20 protein-coding genes and 1 riboswitch are annotated in these 25,947 nt (G+C 64.4%); of the genes, 3 read left to right on the top strand and 17 right to left on the bottom strand.

The window, feature by feature from the left end:
• Positions 1-10: 10 nt before the first annotated feature.
• The 7 genes from B5F27_RS03485 to B5F27_RS03455 form a co-directional block, all read right to left on the bottom strand.
• Positions 11-1,633, bottom strand: a complete 1,623-nt coding sequence (locus B5F27_RS03485) for an alpha-glucosidase (protein ID WP_343214626.1) — start codon at positions 1,631-1,633, stop codon at positions 11-13.
• 36 nt (positions 1,634-1,669) lie between these two features.
• On the bottom strand, positions 1,670-3,391 hold the full coding sequence (locus B5F27_RS03480; RefSeq protein ID WP_087364704.1) for a glycoside hydrolase family 13 protein: 1,722 nt from the start codon (positions 3,389-3,391) through the stop codon (positions 1,670-1,672).
• A 51-nt stretch (positions 3,392-3,442) separates the two neighbouring features.
• The gene (locus B5F27_RS03475) at positions 3,443-5,422 is read right to left on the bottom strand and encodes an amylo-alpha-1,6-glucosidase (RefSeq protein WP_087364702.1); all 1,980 of its coding nucleotides are present in this window, start codon (positions 5,420-5,422) and stop codon (positions 3,443-3,445) included.
• 13 nt (positions 5,423-5,435) lie between these two features.
• Entirely contained in the window at positions 5,436-7,421 is a 1,986-nt protein-coding gene (gene pulA, locus B5F27_RS03470) for a type I pullulanase (protein WP_087364700.1), read from the bottom strand.
• A gap of 106 nt (positions 7,422-7,527) precedes the next feature.
• Positions 7,528-8,403, bottom strand: coding sequence for a sugar ABC transporter permease (locus tag B5F27_RS03465; protein ID WP_087247267.1), 876 nt, complete (start codon positions 8,401-8,403; stop codon positions 7,528-7,530).
• A gap of 2 nt (positions 8,404-8,405) precedes the next feature.
• Complete coding sequence (locus tag B5F27_RS03460) at positions 8,406-9,797, bottom strand: sugar ABC transporter permease (protein WP_087364698.1); 1,392 nt, start codon at positions 9,795-9,797, stop codon at positions 8,406-8,408.
• Between the two features lie 19 nt (positions 9,798-9,816).
• Positions 9,817-11,055: an extracellular solute-binding protein gene (locus B5F27_RS03455; protein WP_087364696.1), complete on the bottom strand. Its 1,239-nt coding sequence runs from the start codon at positions 11,053-11,055 to the stop codon at positions 9,817-9,819.
• A 307-nt stretch (positions 11,056-11,362) separates the two neighbouring features.
• Between B5F27_RS03455 and B5F27_RS03450 the strand changes: the two genes are divergently transcribed.
• Positions 11,363-12,358, top strand: a complete 996-nt coding sequence (locus B5F27_RS03450) for a LacI family DNA-binding transcriptional regulator (protein ID WP_343214625.1) — start codon at positions 11,363-11,365, stop codon at positions 12,356-12,358.
• 108 nt (positions 12,359-12,466) lie between these two features.
• On the opposite strand, the gene B5F27_RS03445 is transcribed toward B5F27_RS03450, so the two are convergent.
• Complete coding sequence (locus B5F27_RS03445; protein WP_087364694.1) at positions 12,467-12,925, bottom strand: S-ribosylhomocysteine lyase; 459 nt, start codon at positions 12,923-12,925, stop codon at positions 12,467-12,469.
• 12 nt (positions 12,926-12,937) lie between these two features.
• Entirely contained in the window at positions 12,938-14,704 is a 1,767-nt protein-coding gene (gene pyk / locus B5F27_RS03440) for a pyruvate kinase (RefSeq protein WP_087364692.1), read from the bottom strand.
• 322 nt (positions 14,705-15,026) lie between these two features.
• Here pyk and B5F27_RS03435 point away from each other — a divergent pair, with 322 nt between their 5' ends.
• A complete protein-coding gene (locus B5F27_RS03435; RefSeq protein ID WP_087364690.1) occupies positions 15,027-16,205 on the top strand; it encodes a phosphopentomutase in 1,179 nt (392 codons plus the stop codon).
• Positions 16,206-16,272: 67 nt separating this feature from the next.
• Here the strand turns inward: B5F27_RS03435 and secA are convergent, their stop codons facing one another.
• The 6 genes from secA to B5F27_RS03405 form a co-directional block, all read right to left on the bottom strand.
• Positions 16,273-19,224, bottom strand: a complete 2,952-nt coding sequence (gene secA, locus B5F27_RS03430; protein ID WP_087364688.1) for a preprotein translocase subunit SecA — start codon at positions 19,222-19,224, stop codon at positions 16,273-16,275.
• Between the two features lie 273 nt (positions 19,225-19,497).
• Positions 19,498-20,139 (bottom strand): HAD hydrolase-like protein, encoded by a 642-nt coding sequence (locus B5F27_RS03425; RefSeq protein ID WP_087364686.1) that lies wholly within the window; start codon positions 20,137-20,139, stop codon positions 19,498-19,500.
• Between the two features lie 30 nt (positions 20,140-20,169).
• Positions 20,170-20,709 (bottom strand): QueT transporter family protein, encoded by a 540-nt coding sequence (locus tag B5F27_RS03420; RefSeq protein ID WP_087364749.1) that lies wholly within the window; start codon positions 20,707-20,709, stop codon positions 20,170-20,172.
• 9 nt (positions 20,710-20,718) lie between these two features.
• A riboswitch (PreQ1-III riboswitch) is annotated at positions 20,719-20,809 on the bottom strand.
• A 137-nt stretch (positions 20,810-20,946) separates the two neighbouring features.
• A complete protein-coding gene (locus tag B5F27_RS03415) occupies positions 20,947-21,816 on the bottom strand; it encodes a DegV family protein (protein WP_242962055.1) in 870 nt (289 codons plus the stop codon).
• Between the two features lie 8 nt (positions 21,817-21,824).
• Positions 21,825-22,331, bottom strand: a complete 507-nt coding sequence (locus tag B5F27_RS03410; protein WP_087364682.1) for a tRNA (cytidine(34)-2'-O)-methyltransferase — start codon at positions 22,329-22,331, stop codon at positions 21,825-21,827.
• Between the two features lie 13 nt (positions 22,332-22,344).
• Entirely contained in the window at positions 22,345-23,178 is an 834-nt protein-coding gene (locus B5F27_RS03405) for a bifunctional hydroxymethylpyrimidine kinase/phosphomethylpyrimidine kinase (protein WP_242956969.1), read from the bottom strand.
• Between the two features lie 114 nt (positions 23,179-23,292).
• On the opposite strand from B5F27_RS03405, the gene B5F27_RS03400 reads away from it, so the two are divergent.
• Complete coding sequence (locus tag B5F27_RS03400; RefSeq protein ID WP_087247245.1) at positions 23,293-23,496, top strand: hypothetical protein; 204 nt, start codon at positions 23,293-23,295, stop codon at positions 23,494-23,496.
• An 81-nt stretch (positions 23,497-23,577) separates the two neighbouring features.
• Here the strand turns inward: B5F27_RS03400 and B5F27_RS03395 are convergent, their stop codons facing one another.
• Together B5F27_RS03395 and B5F27_RS03390 are read right to left on the bottom strand one after the other, a co-directional pair.
• The gene (locus tag B5F27_RS03395) at positions 23,578-24,078 is read right to left on the bottom strand and encodes a hypothetical protein (RefSeq protein WP_087364680.1); all 501 of its coding nucleotides are present in this window, start codon (positions 24,076-24,078) and stop codon (positions 23,578-23,580) included.
• Between the two features lie 230 nt (positions 24,079-24,308).
• Complete coding sequence (locus B5F27_RS03390; protein WP_087364678.1) at positions 24,309-25,853, bottom strand: 4Fe-4S dicluster domain-containing protein; 1,545 nt, start codon at positions 25,851-25,853, stop codon at positions 24,309-24,311.
• Positions 25,854-25,947 lie beyond the last annotated feature (94 nt).

The following is a 25,947-nucleotide window of genomic DNA, read 5'->3' as shown; positions in this document are numbered from 1 at the left end:
CAAGTTAGACTTACAGGCTGCGCAGCCAGAGGACGGCCTCCCAGGGGCGCAGGACCCCATCCCGGGGCGCGCCCTGGGTGACCAGCAGCGGGGTGCAGCCCCGGAAGGCCTCGGGCAGGTCAAAGGCAGCCTCCTGGCCGCTGAGGTTGACGGCGGCCAGCAGTTCCTGGCCGGCCCCCCGGCGCAGGTAGGCAAAGACCTGCTTGTCCTCGGGGCACAGCAGGGTGAAATCTCCCTCCACAAAGACCGGATGCTCCTTGCGCAGGGCAATCAGCTTCTGGTAGGTGTAAAAGACCGAGTCGGGGTCGGCCAGGGCGGCCTCGGCGTTGATCTCGGTGTGATTGGGGTTGAGCTTCATCCAGGGGGTGCCGGTGGTGAAGCCGGCGTTGGGCCCGGCGGTCCACTGCATGGGGGTGCGGGCGTTGTCCCGCATCATCCGGTGGATGTGGGCCATGGCCAGCTCCTCCGGCTCGCCCTTGGCGATCAGCTCATGGTAGGCGTTGATGCTCTCCAGGTCTCGCAGGTCCTCCAGGGGAAAGTCCACGTTGGTCATCCCCAGCTCCTCGCCCTGGTAGATGTAGGGCGTGCCCTGCAGGCCGTGGAGGGCCACCGCCAGGGCCTTGGCTGAGTCCACCCGATGGGCGCCGTCGTCGCCCCAGCGGCTGACGATCCGGGGCAGGTCGTGGTTGTTCCAGAAAAGGCTGTTCCAGCCGCAGCCGTGAAGGCCCTTCTGCCAGCGGGCAATGCTCTCCTTGAGCTGGGGCAGGGCGAAGTCTTTGGGCTCCCACTTGTTGCCGGTGTGGTCCAGCACCATCTGCTCAAACTGGAACACCATGCTGAACACGGTGCCGTCGGGGGCACTGTACTGGCGGGCCCGTTCGAGGTTGGCGCCCCAGGCCTCGCCCACCGTCACCAGGTTGGCCCCGCCCCAGGTCTCCCGGTTCAGTTCCCGCAGAAACTCCATCAGATGGGGGCCGTTGGCGGTGATTTTGCGGTCGGGCTCCTTGGCCACCTGGTCGATGACGTCCAGGCGGAAGCCCTCCACCCCTTCCTCCATCCAGAACCGGATCATCCGGTACAGTTCCTGCCGGACGGCGGGGTTGAACCAGTTCAGGTCGGGCTGCTGGGGGGCGAACTGATGGAAGTAATACTGTCCCACCGCCGGCACATAGGTCCAGGCCGGCCCGCCGAAGGCGGCCCGCATGTCGTTGGGCAGGACGCCCGGCTCGCCGTCCCGCCAGACGTAGTAGTCGTGGCAGGGGTTGTCCCGGCTCTGGCAGGCCGCCTGGAACCAGCGGTGCTGGTCGCTGGTATGGTTCAGCACCAGGTCCAGCAGGATGCCGATGCCCCGGGCCTTAGCCTCCCGGATCAGGGTGCGCATGTCGTCCAGGCTGCCGAACATGGGGTCGATGGCCTGATAGTCGGCCACGTCATAGCCGTTGTCGGCCTGGGGGGAGGCGAATACCGGGCACAGCCACAGGGCGTCCACACCCAGTTTCTGGAGATAGTCCAGCCGGGAGAGGATGCCGGGCAGGTCGCCGATGCCGTCCCCGTTGGAGTCCTGGAAGCTCTTGGGATAAATCTGGTAGATGACAGCTTGTTTCCACCAGTCTTTTTTGCTGAAATTCATCATAGGGAAAAACCTCCTTGTTGTGGATGGGATGGGCGCTCAGGCCCGGCGGATCAGGATGCCGCCGGGGGCCAGGACGCCGCCGTCCCAGCCACGGCAGAACAGTTCCTCGCCGCCCGGGGCCAGGGGCTGGGGCTGGCTGCCGGCGTTGAGGCAGATTTCCAGCGCCTCGGCCGGATTGCCCCGGCGGTAGCGGACCAGACGCCCGGGGCCGGGGTCAAAGGCGATCTCCCGGCCCTGGAGGGCGGGTTCCTGCCGGCGCAGGGCAATGAGGGCCTGCAGGGCGTCATGGCTGGCCTTGCCGGCGGGGGTGTCCAGCTCCTCCCAGGGCATGCACCGGCGGCAGTCGGGGTCGGGGCCGCCCTCCATTTCCAGCTCGGTGCCGTAGTAGATGCAGGGGCTGCCGGGCAGGGTGAACAGGGCCGCCAGCTGCTGCCAGAAATCCGCCTCCGAGGCGGCGCGGGTCCGCAGCCGGATGGTGTCGTGGGAGTCCAGCAGGGTGAACTGGGCGGTGTCCACCTGGGGCGGGTAGGCCGCCAGGCACTGGCCCACATCCCAGCCGAAGGCCTCGGCGGGGAGGGCGTCGTCCTCAAAGAAGCGGCGCAGGGCGCTCTGGAGGGGATAGTGCATGACGGCGTCGTACTCGTCCCCCTCCAGCCAGGGGGAGGCGTCGTGCCAGATCTCGCCCAGCAGGTACAGGTCGGGCTTGAGGGCCTTGAGCCGGGCCCGCAGTTTGCGGAGGAAGGCGTGGGAAATCTCGTTGCCCACGTCAAAGCGGATGGCGTCGATGTCGTACCGGCGGACCCAGTTCTCGCACAGGGTGATGAAGTACTCCTGCACTTCCGGCTCGTTGGTGTTGAGCTTGGGCATGCCGCCGTGGAAGGCAAAGGAGAAGTACCGGCCGTCCCGGGTGTCCCCCTCGGTGAAGGGCCACTGACGGACAAAGAACCACTTCCAGTAGGGGGACTGGGGGCCGTGCTCCACCACATCCCGCCAGGGGGCAAAGCCGGGGCCGCAGTGGTTGAATACGGCGTCCAGCATCACCCGGATGCCGTTCTGATGGGCGGCGCGGACCAGGCGGGACAGGTCCGCCTCGGTGCCGAAATCGGGGTCGATGCGGGTGTAGTCGGCGGTGTCGTATTTATGGATGCTGGGGGAGGCGAAAATGGGGGTCAGGTAAAGGCCGCTGATGCCCAGCCGGGCCAGGTAGGGCAGTTTGGAGGTGATGCCCGCCAGATCTCCGCCGAAGCGGTCGGCGTTGGTGACCGGCCCCCGCCGCCAGGGCAGGGCCCCGGGCCGGCCGCTGCCGCCCCGGCAGAACCGGTCGGGGAAAATCTGATACCAGACGGTATGGCGGACCCAGTCGGGGGGCGCGATGCAGTCGGCGGGGTTCATCCAGGGCATGGTGAAGCACTGGACCCGGTTGTCCAGCTGGAGGAAGGGCCGCAGCCCGTCCTCATAGTAATACCAGCACTCCTCCCCCTGATGCACCGCGAAGCAGTAGCGCAGACGGCGGTAGGGTGGGCGGAGGGTGGTAGTCCACAGCTGGTGATGTTCCAGGGTGAAGGCGGGGGACATGGGGGCCCGGCGGCCCTGCCAGGCGGCCTCGCCGCCGGCGATGCCGCCCTCGTAGGGGTCGGCGTAAATCAATTCCACCGCATCGGCGTCCCGGCCGGTGCGCAGGGTGATCTGAAGGGTTTCCTGGTCCAGGGCGCAGCACATGGGGGTGCGGGCCTGATGGGTGATGGCAGCCAGATTCATAGATGGCGTTGCCTCCTTGTTGTGATGGGAAAATGGGTGTACAGCCTCAGTTTACTCCTGGGCCCAGCCGTTGTCCAGACCTGCGGCGGCGGGGCGTTCCAGCGCCTCGCAGACCCGCAGCATCTCGCCCACGCTCCAGGCCTGGGCGAAGCACCCGCGGGAGGGTCCCGGCGCGGCGCCGTCGTAGATTTCGGGCAGCTGGCCCAGGCACCCCTCCCGCAGGGCGGGGACCAGGGCGTCCAGGTCCCGGCTCACCCGGTGGCAGGCGTCGGGGCCGAAATTCCCCAGCCGCAGCTCGGCCAGATAATACCCGCCCAGGGGGAAGGGCCAGACGGTGCCCTGATGATAGGCCAGGTCCCGCACCTTCTGGGGGCCGCCGTAGACGGGATGGAAATTGGGATCGGCGGGGTCCAGGGTCCGCAGGCCGCAGGGGGTCCACAGGGCCCGGCGGACGCTGCGCACCACCCCTTCCGCCTGGGAGCGGGTGAGGGGGGTGAAGGGCATGGACACCGCCCAGATCTGGTTGCACCGCAGCTGGGTGTCGGCCTCGGAGGGGACATCCCCGATGATGTCCCGCAGCCGCTGCTGGTCCGGCATCCAGAAGCTGCGGCGGAAGCTCTCGCCCACCCGGTCGGCCAGGGCGTCATAGGATGCGCCCTCGGCGCCGGTCAGGGGCGCCAGCCGGGCCATGATCCGGAGGGCGTTGTACCAGTAGGCGTTGACTTCCACCGGCTTGCCGTGGCGGGGAGTGGGGAGGATGTCCCCGATCCGCACGTCCATCCAGGTCACCTGATCCAGGCCCTGGCCGGCGCAGATGAGGCCGTCGGCGTCCATGTGGATGCCGTGGAGGGTGCCGGCCTGATACCGCTCCACAATGCGGGCGGCACAAGGCCAGACCTCCCGGACAAAGGCGTCGTCCCCGGTGCGGACATGATACAGCCACAGGCAGTTGATGAACAGCAGGGCGGCGTCCACCGTGTTGTACTGGGGCGGGGCGTCCTGGTCGGGGAAGAGATTGGGCAGCAGGCCGTCCCGCTCGTTTTCGGCAAAGGTGCGCAGGATGCTTTTGGCGTCCTCCCACCGGCCGGTGGAGAGGGTGCAGCCGGGCAGGGCGATCATGGTATCCCGGCCCCAGTCGGTGAAGAAGGGGTAACCGGCGATGATGGTCTTGCCGCCGGTGGAGGCCCGGTCCACCACAAAGGCGTCGGCGGCCTCCGAGAGAACCTTGCCCAGAGGGCTGCGGAGCCCGGCGGCCGTGGCCTGGGCCTTGCGGCGGCGGGCCTGGCCCGAGAGAACCGCATCGGCTTTGGGCAGCCGGGGCTCGGTGCTGAATACCACGGCGGCCTCCCGGGTCTCACCGGGGGCGGCCTCAAACAGGAAGCGGCCCGCTGCGCCGCACAGGCCGGTGGGGGTGCGGCCGTCGGGGGCGTCGTGGCGGAAGAACAGGGTCTCAAACTGAGGCGCTTCCAGGGCTTCGGCCCGGCCTCCTTCCACCGAGAAATACAGGTCCATTCCGCCGCTGGACACCCGGCCGGCCTGCCAGTCAAACATGCGGCGGCGGGTCATCTTGCCCCCTTTGGGCACAAAGCGCAGCCAGGGGGTGACGGTCAGGGCGCAGGGGGAGGCGGAGCCGTTTTCAATGGTGTAGCGGACCGCCGCCGTGTTGGCGCCGTACTGGATGGCCACCCGGCGGGTGACCCGGATGCCCTCCGCCTCATAGACCCAGCAGGGGCCCTCGGCGTCCATCAGGATCAGATGCCGCCAGCCGTCCTCGGCGGGGGCGCCGGCCTTGTCCTGGGTGGAGAGCCAGAGGCGCTGGCCGCCTGCGTCCAGCTGTTCGGACAGACGGTGGACCAGGTCAAAACGGGCGGTGGGGGCCCGCAGGCAGGCCATCAGAAAGGCGTGGTCGTTGCGGGTGGCCGAGAAGGCCGCCGACAGGGAGCAGTAGCCGCCCAGGCCGTTGGCCAGCAAAAAACAGTTCTGCTGGGCGTTTTCGCCGGCAAAGTCCTGCCGGCCAAAGAGAAAGTCCATAGCAATGTACTCCTTAATCCAGTGATGTCCGGCCCAGAATCAGGGCGCCGGAGGCGGGCAGCTGGGCCAGGCCGTCCAGCAGGACGGGGGCCTGGTCCTGCCAGCAGGTGCTGCGGCCCTCGTCGGCCAGCAGCTGCCACCGGCCCTCGGGCAGGGCGGCGGGACGGATGCGGTCGGATGCGTTGTAGAACAACAGCAGCTGATCCCAACGGCTGGCGGGGCCGCTGTTGTCCAGCAGGAAGGCCGCGCACAGGCGGCTGGGCCGCCAGGAGGCCAGAAGCCGGTTCCGGGCCTGCTCGGTCTTGTCCCACAGGGCGGGCAGATGCTGGCGCAGGGCCATCAGGCCCCGGTAATATTCCTCCAGCTCATGCCAGGGCCCCGACCAGGCCCGGGTCCAGTCCAGCTGGTTGAGCCGGGCGGGGGCGTTGTAGCTGTCCTGCAGGCCCTGTTTGGTGCGGCCGAATTCCTCGCCCGCCAGCAGGAACAGGCGGCCCTGACAGCCAAAACAGAAGGCCGCCGCCAGACGGTTGGCCCGCAGGACCTCGGGGGTGGGGGTGTCAAAACTTCGGGTGGGGTCCATGGTGATGACCAGTTTGTCCCACAGGGTCCAGTCGTCGTGGCTGGACAGGTAGGTGATGGTCTGAGAGGGGGTCCGCACCGCGAACCGGCCGCCCTTCACCCCGGCCCAGCCGGTGACGGCGGCGCTCAGGTCGGCCAGCCGGGCCGAGCCGCCGTTGACAAAGCCGGGACGCTCGGCGTGGAGGATATGGCCTTTGACCAGGTCCCGGGTGGCGTCGCAGAAGGCGCCGATGTTTTCATCCAGGGTGGGCAGGGCCCGCTTGCCGGCAGGGACCGCTTTCCGGTGCATGGGGCTGCGGCCGGCGCTCCAGGGCTCGCCGAACAGCAGTTTTTCGCCGCGGCCGTATTCCGCGTCCAGGGCGGAACGAATCCGCTCCATCAGGCCGGTGTCCAGCAGGCCCATCAGGTCGAACCGGAAGCCGTCCATGTGGTATTCCCGGGCCCAGTACAGCACCGATTCCAGGATGTACCGCCCGCACATGCTCCGCTCGCTGGCCAGGTCGTTGCCGCAGCCCGAGCCGGTGGCGGGGCTGCCGTCGGGGTTCTGGCGGTAGAAGTACCAGGGTTCGGTCCGCCACAGCCAGGAATCCAGCTTGTAGGTGTGGTTGTACACCACGTCCATGATGACCCGGAAGCCGCTGCGGTGGAGGGCCTGGACCGCCTCTTTCAGTTCCCGGATGCGGACGGCGCCGTCGGCGGGGTCGGAGGCGTAGCTGCCCTCGGGGACGTTGTAGTTCACTGGGTCATAGCCCCAGTTGAAGGCCTCGGGATCGCTCTCGGGCACCGAACCATAGTCGTACACCGGCATCAGCTGCACATGGGTGATGCCCAGCCGCTTGAGGTAGTCCAGACAGGTGGGGTGGACCCCGTCGCCGTCCAGGGTGGTGCCGGTGAGGGTCAGGGCTTTGTACTTGCCCCGCAGTTCCTCGGGGACGCCGCTGTGGACGTCGTGGGAAAAGTCCTTGACGTGGACCTCCCAGATGATGTCCTCGGGATGGCGGGCCGGGGGCTGGTCGGCGGCCCAGCCCTCGGGATCGGTGCGGCGCAGGTCGATGACCATGCTGCGGAACCCATCCCGGCCGCAGGCCCGGGCCCAGGGGTCGGCGGTCTGCCGGGTGACCCCCTCGCTGTCGGTGACGGCGTAGTCGTAATAGCGGCCGTCCAGGTTGCCCTCCACCTCGGTCTGCCAGACCCCGCGCTCGCCCCGGACCAGGTCGATCATCAGGGTGCTGTCCCCGGCGCTGCCGTCCTCGTACAGGGACAGGGTCACCTTGCGGGCGGTGGGGGCCCAGAGGGCAAAGCGGGTGGACCGGGCCGTCCACAGGGCCCCCAGGGGGGCGTCGGTGTGGAACTGGACTTCAAATGCCTTGGAATCGTACATTTTGCGGCGTGCGGCCGCGGTTTGGGTTTCAGTCTGCATGAAAGCTCCTTCGGTCTGTCAAAAGGACAGCAGCCGCCAGATATGGGAGTCTGACGGCTGCTGCGTGGGTTGGGACTTGGGGGAAAATGCGCTCAGAGAATACCGATCAGCCCTTGACCGCGCCGGCCATGCCGTTGACGTAGTATTTCTGCAGTTTCAGGAACAGGATTGCAATGGGAATCGAGATCAGCACGGCGCCGGCCGCGAAGCAGGTGTACCAGTTGTCAATGTACTCCTTCTCCAGCATCTTCCACAGGCCGATGGCCACCGTGTACTGGTCGGAGTTGGCGCGGCAGATCACCTTGGCGAAGATGAAGTCCACCCAGGGTCCGATGAACGAGGTCAGGACGGTGTAGATGACGATGGGCTTGGACAGGGGCAGGGTGATCTTGGTGAAGATCTGCCAGCGGGTGCAGCCGTCCAGCAGGGCGGCTTCGTCCAGCGCCATGGGGATGGTGTCAAAGAAGCCCTTGGTAATCTGGAAGCCCAGGGCCGCGCCGCCCGAATAGCACAGGATCAGGGCCAGACGGACGTTGTTGCCCTCGGTGAGGCCCACCGCCTTCAGGATGAAGTAGACGGCCACCATGGACATGAAGCCGGGGAACAGGCCCAGGATCATGGCCATGTTCATGTAGGGCTTGCGCATTTTGAACCGCAGCCGGGACAGGCAGTAGGAGGCCGACAGCAGGAAGAAGGCGGACAAAATGCAGGAGCAGACGGCGATGAACAGGGTGTTCATGAACATCTGGGGGAAGTTGAGGATGCTGGTGTCGGTGAACAGCTTGATGTAGTTGTCCAGGGTGTAGGACTTGGGGAAGAAGGTGGAGACGTAGCTGCCTTTCTCGGCGCGGAAGCTGGTCAGCACCACCCACAGGACCGGGAACAGCCAGATCACCGCCAGGATGGACAGGACCACATAGACAATGGCGTTGTTGCGGGCCTTGATGCGCTTGGCGCTGGCCTGTTTTTGATTGGAACTCATGCTCAGAAGCCTCCTTCTTCACGGTAGGACTTGCTGCGGCGATAGGTCAGCAGCGAGCCGATGGCCAGGATGATAAAGGTCAGAATGCCGACGACGGCGCCCACGTTGTAGTACTGCTTGTCGATGGTCAGCTTGTACAGCCAGGTGACCAGCAGGTCGGTGCTGCCGGCGGTGGAGGCCAGATCGGTGACGGGGTCGCCGCCCGACAGCAGATAGATGACGTTGAAGTTGTTGACGTTGCCGGCGAAGGTGGCGATCAGATAGGGGGTGGTGACGTAGAACATGTAGGGCAGGGTGATGCGGAAGAAGGTCTGCACCGAGTTGGCGCCGTCCACCGTGGCGGCCTCATAGAGGTCGGTGGGGATGTTCTGGAGCACGCCGGTGAGCTGGAGCAGGGTGTAGGGGACGCCCACCCAGATGTTGATGAGGATGACGGTGACCCGGGCCCAGGTGGGATCGGTGAAGAAGGGAAGGCTGGTGCCCTCGGCGATGAAGCCCAGCTGGCGCAGCAGGACGTTGACGGCGCCCTCGGGCTGGAGCATGGTGCGCATGATCAGCAGGGAGACGAACATGGGCACCGCGCAGGGCAGCACGAAGCAGAAGCGCCAGAAGCCCTTGAACTTGGTTTCCTTGCGGTTGATGACGATGGCCAGGATCATGCCGGCGAAGTAGTTGGTGAAGGTGGCGAAGAAGGCCCAGACCAGGGTCCAGCCCAGGACCCGCCAGAAGGTGGAGCCCAGAACCGAGTTGGAGTCAAACAGGGTGCGGAAGTTGTCCAGGCCCACCCAGTCGAACAGGACCAGATGGTTGCCGATCTTGCTGTAGTTGGTGAAGGCCATGCAGATCATAAAGACCAGGGGCAGGATGGTCAGCACCGTGATGAAGAACATGGAGGGGGTCATCAGGAGGCGGTAGAGGTTGGAGTCCAGCAGCTCCTTCAGGTCCTCGGTGAAGGTGTTGATGTGCTTGCCGGCCTTGGCCATGCACTCGGCGTGGTAGGCGCTCTTGAGGGTGCCGCGCCAGATCCAGAACACCAGGCCGGTGATGAACAGGGTGGCCAGGCCGTACAGGAGCAGCAGGATGGACTGGTCGCCCTGGGTGTACTCAAAAATCTGCAGTTCCTCGTTCCAGTACTCCTGTTGTTCCACGCTGCCCAGGCCCACCAGCATGGACAGGTTGTAGAAGCCCTGGGTGAACATAAAGACCAGATAGGCTACTTCCACCGCCAGGAACAGCAGGCCCTTGACCACCTGTCCGTGGACGATGTTGCCCAGGCCCATGACCAGGGCCGAGAGTTTGGTCTCGATGCCGCCGTCTTTCAAAGCTGCCGTGCAGGTGCAGGGGTTTTCGGCCACATAGGCACGGCGCAGTTTCAATGCGCTTGTCGCGTTCATCCTCGATTCCTCCCTTTCCTTACGAGATGCCGTTGCTGTTCATGGCGTCGTTCATGGCGATGGTCTGTTCCGCGGCGTTTTCGTGGGTGACGGTCCCGCTGCGGATGCCCTTGCCCAGGTTCTCCACGGGGGTCCAGCAGTTGCTCATGGAGGCCACGAAGGGCTGCAGAACCGAGGTGTTGTCGAAGGTGTCGTTCTGGGCGGCCACCACCAGGTCGCTGGCGATGGCGGGGTCGGCCAGCAGCTTGGTGTTGCAGGGGATCACGTTGCGCAGCTCATAGTGGAGCTGCTGGGCCTCGGCGGAGCCCAGGTAGATGGCCAGCTCGATGGCCTGCACCATGTACTTGCTGTGGGAGTTGACGCCGATGGCCTTGCTGCCGGCGTAGGCGTACATCTGTTTCTCCTCGCCGTTCAGGGTGTAGGTGGGCAGGGCGGCCACGCCCATGTTCTCGCCCAGGATCTCCTTGATGGAGGCTGCATCCCAGGAGCCGCTGAACATGGCGTTGATGCTGCCGTCGCGCAGGCCCGCAATGCCCGAGCCGTCGGCATCCACCACGAAGTTGGGGTGATTGTACAGGTCGATCAGGTAGTTGGTGACCTCCACAGCGTTCTCGCCGCCGAAGTCGGCGCCCAGCTCTTCCTGGGTGCCGTCACCGAACAGGGTGCAGCCGTTGCCGAAGTAGAAGGCCGGCAGGTACCAGGAGTTGGTGAAGGGGAAGCTGACCACGCCCTTTTCCAGCATGGTGTCCAGGTTCTTCACGTCCTCCTCCGAAAAGACCCGCTTGTCATAATACATATACCAGGTGTTGGTGGTAAAGGGGACGGCGTACAGGTAGTCGTCCAGGGTCAGAGAGTCCAGCAGAGCGTCGCTGTTGGTGGACTTGATCTGATCGGCGTATTTGCCGCCAAACTTGGCCACAGCGCCCGCATCGGTCAGGTTGGTCAAAACGTCGTTGGTGAACATAAAGACGTCGGCGCTGGCCTCGGGGTCCTGGGAGATGGTGGTGCCGGCGCTGGTCTCATCCACAACGCCGTAGACAAAGGTGATGTCCCACTCGGGGTGAAGCTCGGCAAACCGCTCGCAGCAGGTCTGGAGCCACTGGCCGCTGTCTTTGGACTGGTCCTCGGACGGACTCCAAACCATGAGGCGAACCTCTTCGCTCGCGCCGCTTTGTTGGCTGGAGCAGCCGGTCAGCAAACCCAGCATGGTGGCCCCTGCCAGCAACAGGGCAAGGGCTGCGGACAATTTTTTGCGCATGTGGCAATTCCTCCTATCGTGTAGTATGGCCGTGTGAACCAAAATGCGAAAGTTTCGTAATGTTTCGCTCTGGGATAAATATAAACCTGTTTTGGCGAAGAATCAAGTCTTTTTGGTGGTTCGTGAATAATTTGTGAAGGTTGTACAACAAAAGTGTCTGACTTTATGGTGATATGACAAAACGAAGTATACCAGCTGAAACTCTCGAAACTTTTTTAAAGGTTTCGACATTTGCCTTTTTGGCATGGAGAAGGTATAATAAAAGCCATATTGGCATAGAAGGAAGGTGCCGGCCGGGATGGTCACAATGGATGATATCGCAAAGAAAGTGGGCGTCTCCAAGGGGACCGTATCCAAGGCGCTGAACGGCGCGCCCGACGTCAGCGACGCGCTGCGCAAGACCATCCTGGAGACAGCGGTGGCCCTGGGCTATACCCGGGCCCGCCGCGGCGCGGTGCGGAGCCTGTGTATCCTGATCGAGAATATGAGCTGCAGCAAACCGGAGGATTTCGGCACCGATATCGTCACCGGCTTCCGCCAGATGGCGGAGCCCTCGGGCTATGGCGTGCGGGTGGTGGAGCTGACCAAAGAGCTGCAGCAGTCGGTGCCTTACGATACCTTCATGCTGCGGGAGGGGTATCTGGGGGCCCTGGTTCTGGGCATGAGCCTGAACGACCCCTGGATGAAGGAATTTCCCCGCAGCCGCACCCCGGCGGTGCTGTACGACAACCTGATCCTGGGCAACCCCACCGTGGCCACCCTGGGCATCGACAACAACGAGGCCATCGGTCAGGCGGTGGAGGCCCTGTACGGCATGGGTCACCGGAAAATCGGCTACCTGAGCGGGGCTTTGGGCTCCCACATCACCCAGGTGCGGTACCGCAGCTTCTTCTATGAGCTGAACCGCCGCAAGCTGCCCAGCTCCAAGAGCCTGGCGGGGTACTCCTATTACTTCTCCGAATGCCTGGACAACCACCTGCCCCGACTGCTGGACCAGGGGGTCACTGCCATCCTGTGCAGCTCGGACCTGCTGGCCCATACGGTGCTGATCCGCTGCCAGGAACTGGGCATCGACGTGCCCCGGCGGCTGAGCATTGTGGGCTTTGACGACCTGCCTTTCTGCGCCCACACTGCTCCGCCCCTCACCACCATCCGCCAGGACCGGCTCCAGATCGGCAAGAGCGGCTATTATGCCCTGGACAGCCTGATGAACGGAGTGCCCATCAGCAGCCTGCTGCTTCACGGACAGCTGATTCTCCGGGGCTCCACCGGCCCCGCCCCCAAACTGCCCCGGAACCGATGAAAACACAAAGCCCCCGCCCTCCAGACCGAGGGCAGGGGCTTTTTTGCGCCCAGAGACAGAAAAACGCCCTCCGGCGAAAGTCGAAGGGCGTTTTATACTGTCAAAAAATCAGTCCTGGTAGTGGAGCTGGTCGGCGGTGAGGGCCTCCAGCACCGGTACCATGGCGGCGGCCTCGGCCCGGGCGGCGGACAGGTCCATATCCTGCCAGTTGCCGCACTCCACCTCGCTGGCGCCGGGAATGGGCCCGTCATAGGACGCCATAAACCGGAAGGACTCCACCGTCAAGGCCAGAGCCTCGGCGGGGGTCAGGCCCCGGGTCAGCAGGTAAAAGCCGGTGCGGCAGCCCATGGGGCCCACATAGATGACCCCCTGGCTCCAGGCACTGTTGCGGGCATAGGTGGCGAACAGGTGCTCCAGGGTGTGGGCTGCGCCGGTGGAGAGATAGTCGCCCTGGTTGGGGCGCTTCATCCGGATGTCCCAGGTCAGGACGTCGCCGTCCTGGCGGCTCAGGTACATGCCGGGCAGCAGCCTGGTGTGATCCACGCAGAAACTGGCGATCCGTTCCATGGAGGCGCCTCCTTAGGCCTGGCCCTGCAGGGACTGGACGCTGCCGTGCGCGCAGTCCACCGCGATGTCCAGACCGTCGCGGATGTGGCTGGTGGCGCCCTGTGCGCCCACGATGGCGGGCTTGAGCAGGGCATTGGCGGTGATGGCGGCATGGCTGTTCATGCCGGGTTCCTCCACCACCAGAGCGGCAGCCTCACGGATATAGGGCATCATCTCGTTGCTGGTGAAGGGCAGGACCAGGATCATGCCGGGCTTGAAGCGGGCCTTGATCTCGTCCAGGCTGTGGCAGACGCAGGCCTTGCCGGTGGCGCTGGCGTTGGCAGCGTCCTCGCGGCCCACGCCCACGCCGGAAGCCAGGCAGTTGCCCACCATGTGGATCTTCACCATGTTGGTGGTGCCGCTGACGCCCACCGGCACGCCGGCGGTGACCACGGCCAGCTCGCCGTTGTGGATATAGCCGTACTTCTCGGCCAGGCTGGTGGACACGTCGATCAGTTCATCGGTGCTGTGGGCCAGAGGCATCAGCAGCGGGGTGATGCCCCAGGACAGGGCCAGCTGACGCTGGACCTGCTGGCGCATGACAAAGGCGATGATGGGCTGATCGGGACGGTACTTGCTCAGCAGACGGGCGGTGTTGCCGGACTCGGACACGGTGACGATGGCCGAGGCGTTGACGTCCTGGGCGGTGAGGCAGGCGGCGTGGGCGGTAGCGTCGCTGACGCTGGTGGTGCCGTTGACCTTCATCCGGCTCAGGCGGTGGACCTGGTAGTGGGCGTCGGCCTCGGTGCGCTCGGCGATCTGGGACATGGTCCGCAGAGCCTCCACCGGGTAGGCGCCGGCAGCGGTCTCGCCCGACAGCATGATGGCGGAGGTGCCGTCATAGATGGCGTTGGCCACGTCCGAAATCTCGGCACGGGTGGGGCGGGGGTTGTTCATCATGCTGTCCAGCATCTGGGTAGCGGTGACGATGGGCTTGCCGAAGGAGTAGGACCGGTCAATGATGGACTTCTGGATGCTGGGCAGCTCGGAGAAATCAATCTCGACGCCCAGGTCGCCGCGGGCCACCATGACGGCGTCGGCGGCAGCCAGAATGCTGTCGATGTTCTCGACGCCCTCGGGGTTCTCGATCTTGGCGATGATGCGGATTTTGGAGTCGTACATGTTCAGCAGGTTGCGGATCTCGTAGACGTCCTGGGCCGTCCGCACAAAGGAGGCGGCGATGAAGTCAAAGCCCTGCTCGATGCCGAAGATGATGTCGTCCCGGTCCCGCTGGCTCATATAGGGCATGGACAGGTGGACGCCGGGAACGTTGACGCCCTTCTTGTTCTTGATCTTGCCTGCGTTCAGGACGGTGCAGATGATGTCGGTGTCGGTGACCTCGCGGATGGACAGCTTGATCAGGCCGTCATCCAGCATGATGGTGCCGCCGGGAGCCACGTCGTGGGGCAGGTCCTTGTAGGTGATGCTGACCATCTCCTTGGTGCCCTCCACCTCGCGGGTGGTGAGGGTGAAGGTCTGGCCTTCGTCCAGCATCTCGGAGCCGTTCTTGAAGTCCTTCAGACGGATCTCGGGGCCCTTGGTGTCCAGCAGGGCGGCCACAGGCTGGTTCAGCTCTTCACGGATGGCCTTCAGGGCGTCGAAACGGCCCTTGTGCTCCTCGTGAGAGCCGTGGGAAAAGTTGAAACGGGCCACGTTCATCCCGTTTTCTACAAGCGCCCGCAGCACGCCCTCCTTGTCGGTGGAGGGACCCAGGGTGCAGATAATTTTGGTTTTGCGCATAGCGTTTACCTCCTGGCATACCAATGCCGTATATGAATGATATTTTATGCCATACACTCTTATTATAACTTGATGGATACCAATGAGCAAGAAGTTTTTTGCGAAAATGTTGTGACGGGCAACGTTTTGGAGGCCGGAAAGCCTTCGCGGAAGATCGGTGAAAGTGTGACTTTGCCTCTTTTGCGGGGTGGGGAAATATGGTATACTGAAATCAAACCAGCGCCCCGGCGCGCCGTCCTCCGCCCAGGAGGATGGACAGGCCCCGGCGCCCTTTGACCCGCGGGACGCCCGGCAGGGGCCCCGCAGAAAGGACTAAAACACTATGGCAAAACGTGTATTTTTGATCGTTCTGGACAGCTTTGGCATCGGTGCGGAGCCGGACGCCGCCGCCTTTGGCGACGAGGGCACCAACACCCTGGGAGCCATTGCCCGGGACCCGGCCTTTGACTGCCCCAACATGGGCCGTCTGGGCCTGTTCAACATCGACGGCGTGACGGCGGGCCAGCCGGACGCCGCCCCCATCGGCGCCTTTGCCCGGCTGCAGGAGCAGAGCATGGGCAAGGACACCACCATCGGCCACTGGGAGATTGCCGGCGTGGTCAGCCCCGAGCCGCTGCCCACCTTCCCCAACGGTTTCCCCGACGAGCTGATCGCCGAATATGAGGCCAAAACCGGCTACAAGGTCCTGTGCAACAAGCCCTATTCCGGCACCGAGGTGCTGAAGGACTACGGCGAGCAGGCCATGGCGGAAAACGCCCTCATCGTCTATACCAGCGCCGACAGCGTGTTCCAGGTGGCGGCCAACGAGGCCCTGGTGCCGGTGCCCGAACTGTACCGCTGCTGCGAGATCGCCCGGGAGATGCTGAAAGGCAAGTACGGCGTGGGCCGTGTCATTGCCCGGCCCTTTGTGGGGGACAAGGCGGACAACTTCCGCCGCACCACCAACCGCCACGACCTGAGCCTCAAGCCCCCCCGCGACACCATGCTGGACCTGATCGGCAAGGCCGGCCAGGACGTCATCGCCGTGGGCAAGATCTTCGACATCTTCGACGGCCAGGGCGTCACCGAAAAGATCAAGACCACCGGCAACACCAACGGCATCGCCTTCACCCAGGCCCTCCAGACCCGGGACTTTGAGGGCCTGGCCTTTGTCAACCTGGTGGACTTCGATATGCTGTACGGCCACCGCCGCGATATCCCCGGCTACGCTGCCGCCGCCACCGAGTTTGACCGGTTCCTGACCGGCTTCCTGCCCGGCATGCGGGAGGACGATATCCTGATGGTCACCGCCGACCACGGCTGCGACCCGTCCTACCTCAAGACCACCGACCACACCCGGGAGTATGTGCCCTGGCTGGTCTACGGCAAAAAGATCCGCCCCGGCGTCAACCTGGGCACCCGCATGAGCTTTTCCACCATCGCCCGGACCATCTGTGAATATCTGGGCGTGGACGCCTCCAGCCTGGACGGCCAGAGCGTCTGGAACGAGATCAAAGCTTAACTTGTTTTCCCGCCGATAAAAACGCCCCCGCCTTCTGTTTGTGGAAGGCGGGGGCGTTTATGCTGGATTAGTTTTTGGATGCCAGGTCGGGGTGGTACTGGGCGCAGGTGCACTTTTTCCACTTGAGGCCGCTGCCGCAGGGGCAGGGATCGTTCCGGCCGATCTTGCCCACGCGCACCGGCTTGTTGGCGGCGCCTGCCACCTGGCCGGCGGCTGCGGCCCGGGCGCCGGCGCTCTGGCCGGTCATCTTCTGGCGCAGGGCGGCGATGTCAGCCGAAGCAGGGGCGGCCGGAGCGGCCGCTGCGGCGGGGGCGGCGGGAACAGCAGGAGCGGCTGCCGCAGGTGCAGCGGGGGCCGGCTGCTGGGCAGCGGCCTGGGGTGCAGGCTGGCCCTGCTGGACCGGGCGGACCTCGATCATCAGCAGCATCTTGACGGTGTCCTCACGGATGGAGTCCACCATCTGGTCGAACATGTCAAAGCCCTCGATGCGGTATTCCACCACGGGGTCCTTCTGGCCGTAGCTGCGCAGGGAAATGCCTTTGCGCAGCTGGTCCATGTTGTCGATGTGGTCCATCCAGTACCGGTCCACGCACCGCAGCAGACAGATGCGCTCCAGCTCCCGCATCAGAGCGGCGCCGTAGCGGGTCTCCTTGTCTTCCAGCACCTTGATGCCGCGGTCGTACAGGGTGTCGGCCACCTTCTCGGGGGTCAGATCGGCCAGCTCCTCGGCGGTGTAGTGGAAGTCGTTGTCGGTGGTGAGCCAGCCCTTGTAATGGCGGCGCAGGGCGGCAAAGTCCCAGTCCTCCTTGACCTCGCCGGTCAGGAACAGAGCGCAGCTGCTGTCGATGTTGTCCCGCAGCATCTTGTGGATGTCGGCGCTGACGTCCTCGCCGTCCAGAACCTTGCGGCGCTGGCCGTAGATGATCTCGCGCTGCTGGTTCATGACGTCGTCGTACCGCAGCACGTTCTTGCGGATCTCGAAGTTGCGGCCTTCCAGCTTCTTCTGGGCGCTCTCGATGGTGGAGGTAATCATCCGGGTCTCGATGGGGGTGTCCTCATCCAGGCCCATGGAATTCATCAGGTTCTGGACCCGCTCGCCGCCAAACAGGCGCATCAGGTCGTCCTCCAGGCTCAGATAGAACCGGGAAGCGCCGGGGTCGCCCTGACGGCCGGCACGGCCGCGCAGCTGGTTGTCAATGCGGCGGCTCTCGTGGCGCTCGGTGCCGATGATGAACAGGCCGCCTGCGGCACGGACTTCCTCTGCCTCGGAGGCGATTTCGTCCTTGTACTGGCGGTACAGCTCGTCAAAGCGGGCCCGGGCCGCCAGGATGTTGGCGTCGGTGGTGTCGCTGTGGCCGTCGGCCTCGATCAGCAGGGCTTCCACCTGCTCGGGCAGGGCGTCCTGGGGAGCGTCGGGGTTCAGCAGCTTCTCGCAGAACTGCTCTTTGCGCATCTGAGCCTTGGCCATGAACTCGGCGTTGCCGCCCAGCATGATATCGGTACCACGGCCGGCCATGTTGGTGGCGATGGTGATGGCGCCCTTTTTGCCGGCCTGGGCCACGATCTCGGCCTCACGCTCGTGGTTCTTGGCGTTCAGGACGTTGAAGTCCCGGGTCCGCTTCTGGAGCATCTTGGCCAGGATCTCACTCTTTTCCACGCTGACGGTACCCACCAGAACCGGCTGGCCCTTTTCGTGGCAGGCCATCACCTGGTCGATGACCGCGCGGTACTTGCCGGCCACGGTGGAATACACCACGTCGGGGTAGTCCTTGCGGATGGTGGGCTTGTTGGTGGGAACGGTCACGATGTTCAGGCCGTAAATCTCGGTGAACTCGGTGGCCTCGGTGCGGGCTGTGCCGGTCATGCCGGACAGCTTCTTGTACATGCGGAAATAGTTCTGGAAGGTGATGGTGGCCAGGGTCTTGCTCTCGGAGGCGATGGTGACCCCTTCCTTGGCCTCGATGGCCTGGTGAAGGCCCTCGTTGTAGCGGCGGCCGATCATCAGGCGGCCGGTGAACTCATCCACAATGATGACCTCGCCGTCCTTGACCACATAGTCGATGTCCTTCTTCATGACGCCGTGGGCCTTGATGGCCTGCTCAATGTGGTGCACCAGGGTCATGTTGTCGGCGGCGGCCAGGTTGTCCACCTTGAAGTATTCCTCGGCCTTCTTGATGCCGCTGGCGGTCAGGGTGGCGGTCTTGTGCTTTTCGTCCACCACGTAATCGCCGTCGGCCTGGTCGTCGGCCTCCTCCTTGGTCTCCAGCTCCACCACCACGCTCTTGCGCAGGCCGCGGACAAACTGGTCCACCTGGGTGTAGAGGGAGGAGGAATCCTCGCCCCGGCCCGAGATGATCAGGGGGGTGCGGGCCTCGTCGATCAGGATGGAGTCCACCTCGTCCACGATGGCGTAGGCGTGGCCGCGCTGCACCATGTTGGCCTTGTAGGTGACCATGTTGTCGCGCAGATAGTCAAAGCCGAACTCGTTGTTGGTGCCGTAGGTGATGTCGGCGTTGTAGGCCTTGCGGCGGGCGGCGCCGTCCAGGCCGGGGACAATCAGGCCCACCGTCAGGCCCAGCCAGCGGTACAGCTTGCCCATCCACTCGCTGTCGCGCTTGGCCAGGTAGTCGTTGACGGTGACCACATGGACGCCCTCGCCCGACAGGGCGTTCAGGTAGGCGGGCAGGGTGGCCACCAGGGTCTTGCCTTCACCGGTCTGCATCTCGGCGATGTTGGCCCGGTGCAGGGCGATGCCGCCGGTGATCTGGACCGGGAAGTGCTTCATGCCCAGCACGCGCCAGGCGGCCTCGCGGCAGACCGCAAAGGCCTCGGGCAGGATGTCGTCCAGGGTTTCGCCCCCCGCCAGCCGCTCCTTCAGGGCCGGGGTCTGGGCCTGAAGCTCGCTGTCGGACATGGCCGCATAGGTGGGCTCAAGGTCGAGGACCTTCTTGGTGAGGGGGTTGATTTTTTTCAGCTCCCGGTCCGAGAAGGTGCCAAAGATTTTTTCTACCAGGGACATAGTTTCACCTCAAAATAGGAGTGTTCGTGTATTGTAAGGCGGGGCCCGGGGCGGAAAATGCCGCGGGCGGCGCCGGCTTTCGCAGGAAAGCGGAAAGGCTGTGCAGGGGGCCGCGGCAGGGCCCGGCCCCAATGACACTGCCCCTATGATACACCAAAGCGGGAAGGGGTGTCAAACATTTGCGGCGGATTCAGGTAAAATTTCTGTGAACAGACCGCAAAAACCGCCCTGTAAGGCCCCTTTGCGGGGGAAACAGGGCGGTGAGATCAGAGTTTACAGCAGGCCGGGCAGGTCTTCCAGCCGGTCGATGGTGGGGTTGCCGGTGGCTTCCAGGCGGGCGCGGGTCTGGTGTCCGCCGGTGTAGAGGATGCAGCGCACCCCCATGGCCCGGGCGGTCTCGGCATCGTGGTCGGTGTCGCCGATCATGACGCACCGGGCCGGGTCGGCCCCGCAGGACGCCATATACCGGCGGCCCAGCTCCACCTTGCTGACGCCGTGGATGTCGTCCAGGCCCAGCATCTCGATGAAGCGCCGGTCCACTTGCCGGCGGCGGGCCTGGTCCACCAGATAGTCCCGGCGGGACACCGACAGCAGCACCTGGCCTTCACACCGGGCGGCCATCGCCTCCAGGGCGTCGGCGGCGCCCCGGGTCAGGGGGCAGCCGTCCACATGGGCGTTGTACAGGTCCATGTAGGTTTCGGCCAGCTGGGGGAAGGGGGTGCGGTCAAAGTCAAAGCCCACCCGGCGGTAATAGGACTGGATGGGAAAGCCGAACACCCTGCGGTATTCCTCCACCTCATACCGCTGCGGGTAGTGGTAGGCGGCCAGCAGGCCGTTCAGACAGTCGCAGGAGTAGTCCACGTCGTCCATCAGGGTGCCGTTCCAGTCCCAGAACACAAGCTGCGTGTCTGCCATAAAGCGCCTCCTGTCAGGGTGTATGGGGGGTTAAGCGTGCTGGCGGGTGGTCTCGTCGGTGAAGACCTGGGCCAGACGCGGGTTGGATTCAATCAGGCGGACCAGCAGGACGCCCAGCACACAGCAGCTGATGATCTCGCCGGCGCCCACCGACAGGGCGTTGGCAAAGATGAGGGCCGGGGTTGCCGGGGTGTTGGAGAAAAAGACCGCAATCTCGGTGCCCACGATGACGGCGTTCCACAGCACCGGGGGAATGGAGGCCGGGATGGCCAGGCCGCCCACACGCCAGCGGCGGACCGCATAGGTGCACAGGCAGGCCAGGAAGGTGGCCAGGGTGCCGAACACCACGTCAATCATGGTGGAGCCCAGCAGGTTGGCCAGGGCGCAGCCCAGGGTGACGCCCAGGATGTACTCGGGGCCAAAGATGGGCAGCAGGCACAGGGCCTCGGCTACGCGGACCTGGATGGCCCCATAGGAGAAGGGAGCCAGGCCCAGGCACAGGGCCACATAGATGGCCGCCACCACGGCGCAGCGGGTGAGTTTGCGGACGGTGAGAGTTTCCTTGTTCATGATACAATACTCCAGCGGAAAGATTTTGACCTTCCGGGGCCGCCAGCCCCCGGAGGTTTGGCCCGGCATGCGCCGGGGAGCCTAAAATCCTAAGTTGCTCTTTGGGTCGCTATTTGGATTTCAAGGAGTGCGCAGAGCGCACTATCCAATACTATACCACAGAAAAACGCCGGAAACAAGAGAAAAATGCCCCCGGCGGCAAACCGGGGGCAGATGAAATCCGATTCAGACCGGGGTTCAGCGGGCCTTGCCCACGTAGGCAATGGCGAGGGTGTCGGGGCCGGTGTTGGCCGAGACCACGCCGCCCAGCTCAAAGACCACCACAGGCTCCTGACCAAAGGCCTTCTTGCAGGCGCGGCGCAGATCCTCCGTCTGCTTGATGTTGGTGTGGCCGATCATGTATTCGAAATCGTCCACACCGGCGATCTTTTTCTTGCACAGGTCCACCATGGCGGGGATGACCTTGTCGTCGCCGCGGACCTTGCTCTCCACCACCGTCTTGCCGTCGATCAGGCTGATGATGGGGCGCAGGCCCAGCAGCTCGCCCGCAAAGGCGGCGGCAGCCGAAATGCGGCCGCTCTTCTTCATCTGGCGCAGGCTGTAGGGTCCCAGAATGATCTCCATTTTGTCCATCTGGGTCTCGAACTCGCTCAGGACGTGGCGCAGCTCGGCGCCGTTGCGCAGCTTGCGGGCCATCTCGCAGACGTACCAGCCGAACACCATGGAATAGGTGTGGCTGTCCAGCAGGTGAATCCGCATCTTGTGCTCGGGGCGCTCTTCCCGCAGCATCCCGCGGGCCATGACGGCGTTGTCATAGGTAGAGGAACCGCCGCGGTTGATGGTGACGTGAATCACGTCGGTGTAGCCGGCGTCCACATACTCGCAGTACTTCTGGCAGAACTGGATGGGGGTAATGGCTGCGGTGGAGGGCACGCCCTTGGCCTGACGCATCAGGTCATAGAATTCCTCGTTGTTGCAGCTCACACGCTCCAGATAGTCGGTGCCGTCCAGCAGGATGTGGAAGCTCATGATGTCGATGCCGTACTTGTCGGCCATCGACTGGGGGATGTCGCAAGAGGAGTCGGTCAGGATCGCGATTTTGTTCATAGTAATCCTCATTTCCATTCGTAGTCACGCAGATGGCCGTGGTCAAGCAGCTCGGGAAAATCCCATTGGCGCAGAACCTCGTAGACGCCCACCGCCACGCTGTTGGACAGGTTCAGGCTGCGGCATCCCTCCCGCATGGGCAGGCGGATGCACCAGTCCTGATTGGCGGCCAGCAGGGCCTCGGGCAGGCCTGCGTCTTCTCTGCCGAAAACCAGATACGCCCCGTCCGGGTATGCCACGTCGGTATAGCGGTGGGGTGCCTTGGTCGAAAAATAATAGAAGGGGCCTTGATTGCGGGCAAAAAAATCGTCGAGGCCCTGATAATATGTTATATCAAGCATGGGCCAATAGTCAAGACCCGCGTGCTTTAATTTTTTGTCGTCGATGGTGAACCCCATGGGCCCCACCAGGTGCAGCCGGCAGGCGGTGCAGGCGCAGGTACGGGCTACATTGCCGGTGTTTTGGGGGATGCGGGGCTCCACTAGGACGATGTTTAAGGTGGGTTTATGTTCCATGTCTTCCTCCAGTTTACAGCTCGCCCATGGGGGCCAGACGGGGCAGCAGCGGTTCGAACCACACGCCGAACCGGGTATCAGCGTCCCGGGGGGTGTGCTGGATGGCCTGGGCCACAAAGCCGGCGGCCGCGTCGGCGGCGGCGCTCAGGACGTTGCCACGCAGCAGCGAGCCGATGACGATGGCGCCGAACAGGTCCCCGGTGCCGGGGAAACTGCGGTCGATGTGCAAATGCCGCACCACAAAGGGCTCGTCGCCGGCGCCGGCGCAGCCCACGAACTTGCCCATGGGCAGGCCGGTCACCACCACACGCCCGGCGATCCGGGTGAGCTGGGCGGCCAGGTCCAGAGCCTGTTCCTGGGTGATGGGCTCGGCGGGCAGGGCGGGGTCCTGGCCCAGCAGCAGCCGGGCCTCGGTCAGGTTGGGCAGGATCAGGTCGGCGGCGGCGCACAGGCTGCGGACCTTTTCAATAACGGCGGGGGTGAAGCCGCTGTAGGGCTTGCCGCCGTCGGCCATCACCGGGTCCACCACCTTGACCGCCTCCGGCCACAGCCGGAAGGCCTCGGCGGCCAGGTCCACCAGGGCCTCGGTGCCCAGGTATCCCACATAAATGCAGTCGGGCACAAGGCCCAGGGCACGGTAATGCTCCAGGGCGGCCCGGCCATAGGCTTCGCAGTCCAACCGGGCGGGCTGGCCCAGGCCGCCGGTATGGGTGGACAGCAGCATGGTGGGCAGGGCGATGGGCTGCAGGCCCATCACCGCCAGCACCGGCAGGATTACCGACAGGCTGCACCGGCCGGCGCCGGACAAATCGTGAATGCAGAGGACTTTTTTGGGTTCAGTTGCCAAGGAACAGGCCTCCTTTTTATAAATACATATCCTGAACCCTCCCGGGCATACTATGACAGGCCGTCCGAAAACGGCACAGATGATCCAAACTTGTACAACGGGAGGGCACTGAGTATGAAAGACAATCGGGTACAATCCACCGCCGGCCTGCTGCTGGGCATGGCCGCAGGGGCTGCCGTGGGCGCCATGGGCGTCATGGCCGCCGTTCAGCAGAACCCGCGGGGCGTCCGCCGCACGGCGCGCAAAATGGCCAAGGGTGCCGAGCAGGCGGTGGGCCGCCTGGACCAGATGGCCAACGACCTGATGGAACGTTTCTGATCACCGGCCCGGGGCATCCGGGCAAAAAAAGACTGCGGCAGGCATGAGCCCCGCAGCCTTTTTGATGCCAGCGTCCAGCGCTCAGAGAACGGTGACGCACATCCGGGCCGTTTTGGTCGTCTCACCCAGCAGATCCATGTCCAGCTCGATGACGCAGGTCACCAGCAGGGACCGGCTGATGTTGCTGCCGGTCAGCACCGAGGAGGGCAGGTTCTTGATGGTGAGGACGGCGGTGCCGTCGTCCAGACTGCCCGACATCTCGCCGTCGTAGGAGATGTCCCCGATGGTCAGACCCGACAGATGGCCGTTGAAGACCACCGTTGAGACGGTCTGGATGGGCAGCTGGAGGGTGTAGGTGCCGTTGGACTGGCGGACCAGGGTGGCTTCACGGTTGGCGTCCACGCCGTCGTTCACCACCGAGGGGTTCTCGGTGTCCTGCTCCCAGAAGGACACCGCCACCGGCAATGTGGCGGTGACGCCGCCGGTGGGGCCTGTGGCCCCGGCCGTCAGGCCGCCCGCCAGAATCATTGCCAGGGCCAGCAGGGCTGCCCACAGCCGTTTATAACAAAGAGTACAGGTCATGTTCTAACATCCTTTCCTGAGGGGCGGCGCAGCAGCCTGTCGGACTGTGCAAACTGCCCCACTATCAAGATAGCACCCTTTCAAGGAATTGTCAAGAGCGCGTCAAATTCCGCGGCGCGGGGCCCGGGGCCTGCCGGGCCAAAACCGCGCAGGCAAAACAAAAACGCCCTCCCTGGCCGCGATGCCGGGGAGGGCGTCTCATTTCATCCGTGATGGGGAAATTTCAAGGATTATTCAAAGTTGGGGTCGTCCTTCAGCAGGTGGATGTTGGAGATGAAGGCGCTCTGCTCAGGATCGGTGAAGGGTGCGGAAGCCACATACTTGTTCAGCTGGACCGCAGTGCGGGTGGGATCGGCAATGGTGCCGGCGCCGCCGATGCAGCCGCCGGGGCAGCCCATGCCTTCCAGCAGGTAGCCGTTGTACTTGCCGGCCTTGGCCATCATCAGCATCTTCTTGCAGTCGGCCAGGCTCTGGGCGGAAGCAATCTTGACTTCCTTGTCGGGGTACCACTCGTGGATCTTGTCGGCGACAGCCTTGGCCACGCCGCCCGACTGGGCAAAGCCGCGGCCTGCGGCCGAGCCGTAGTGCAGCTCCTCCTCGCCCTCGGGCAGAGAGGTGAAGTCGATGTCGCGGGCCTCCATGACGCCGGCCAGCTCCTCAAAGGTCAGCACAAAGTCCACGTCGCTGCGGACATGGCGGCGGGAAGCCTCCAGCTTCTTGGCGGCGCAGGGTCCGATGAAGCAGATGCGGGCCTCGGGATCGGCGGCCTTGATCATGCGGGCGGTGAAGACCATGGGGGTCATGGTCATGGAGATGTTCTTGGCCATATCGGGGAACAGGGTCTTGGCCATCATGCTCCAGGCCGGGCAGCAGGAAGTGGCCATGAAGTTCAGCTTGCCGGGGACCTCCTCCAGGAAGTCGTGGGCCTCGTCCACGGTGCACAGGTCGGCGCCGATGGCCACTTCCACCGTCTCACAGAAGCCAACCTGGGCCAGAGCGGCGCGCAGCTTGGGGGTGGTGTTCAGGGCGGGGAACTGGTTGACGAAGGCGGGGGCCACCAGGGCGTAGACGCGGTCGCCGCGGTTGAAGCTCTGGATCAGCTGATAAATCTGGCCCTTGTCGGCGATGGCGCCGAAGGGGCAGTTGACCAGGCACTGGCCGCAGGAGACGCAGCGGGAATAGTCGATCTCGGCACGGCCCAGGGCATCCGAATGGATGGCGCCCATGCCGCAGGCCGACGAGCAGGGACGCTCGGTCTTGACGATGGCGTGGTAGGGGCAGACGTCCACGCAGCGGCCGCACTTGATGCACTTGTCCTGATCGATGGTGGAGCGGCCCGACTCCCAGACGATGGCGCCCTTGGGGCACACTTCCATACAGGGATGGGCCAGGCAGCCCTGGCACAGGTCCGAGACCTTGACCATCTTTTCGGGGCAGCGGTTGCAGGCGAACTTGATGACATTGATCAGCGGGGGATCATAGTACTTGTCCGCAATGTTGGCGTCCTCCAGCCCCGAGACGACGCTGTTGTGCTCGTCCATGCGGCGGGTGGGCAGGCCGATGGCCAGACGGACGCGCTCCTCGACGATGGCGCGCTCGAGGAAGATATCTTTGCGCAGTTTGCCCTCTTCGCCGGGGATGATGGTGTAGGGGATCTTGCGCATCATGTGGTTGGCCTGTTCGCCCTTGACGTTGGCATAGGCCATCCGGGCGACTTCGGTGAATACCGCCCGCCGGATCTGGATGACGGTGGTATTGATGCCTCTGAAGCTCATTCCAAACTCTCCTTTGCTTTGCAGAAAAAACCTGGCTCACGCAGTGAAATCTGTGCCATGGGTTTGCCGGCGCAGAGGTACAGAAGACCGGTCT

This window comes from Faecalibacterium sp. An192, assembly GCF_002160175.1.
Taxonomy (GTDB): Bacteria; Bacillota; Clostridia; order Oscillospirales; family Ruminococcaceae; genus Faecalibacterium.
Note: the sequence above shows the minus strand (reverse complement) of the source record. Positions and strands in the feature narration are given on the sequence as shown.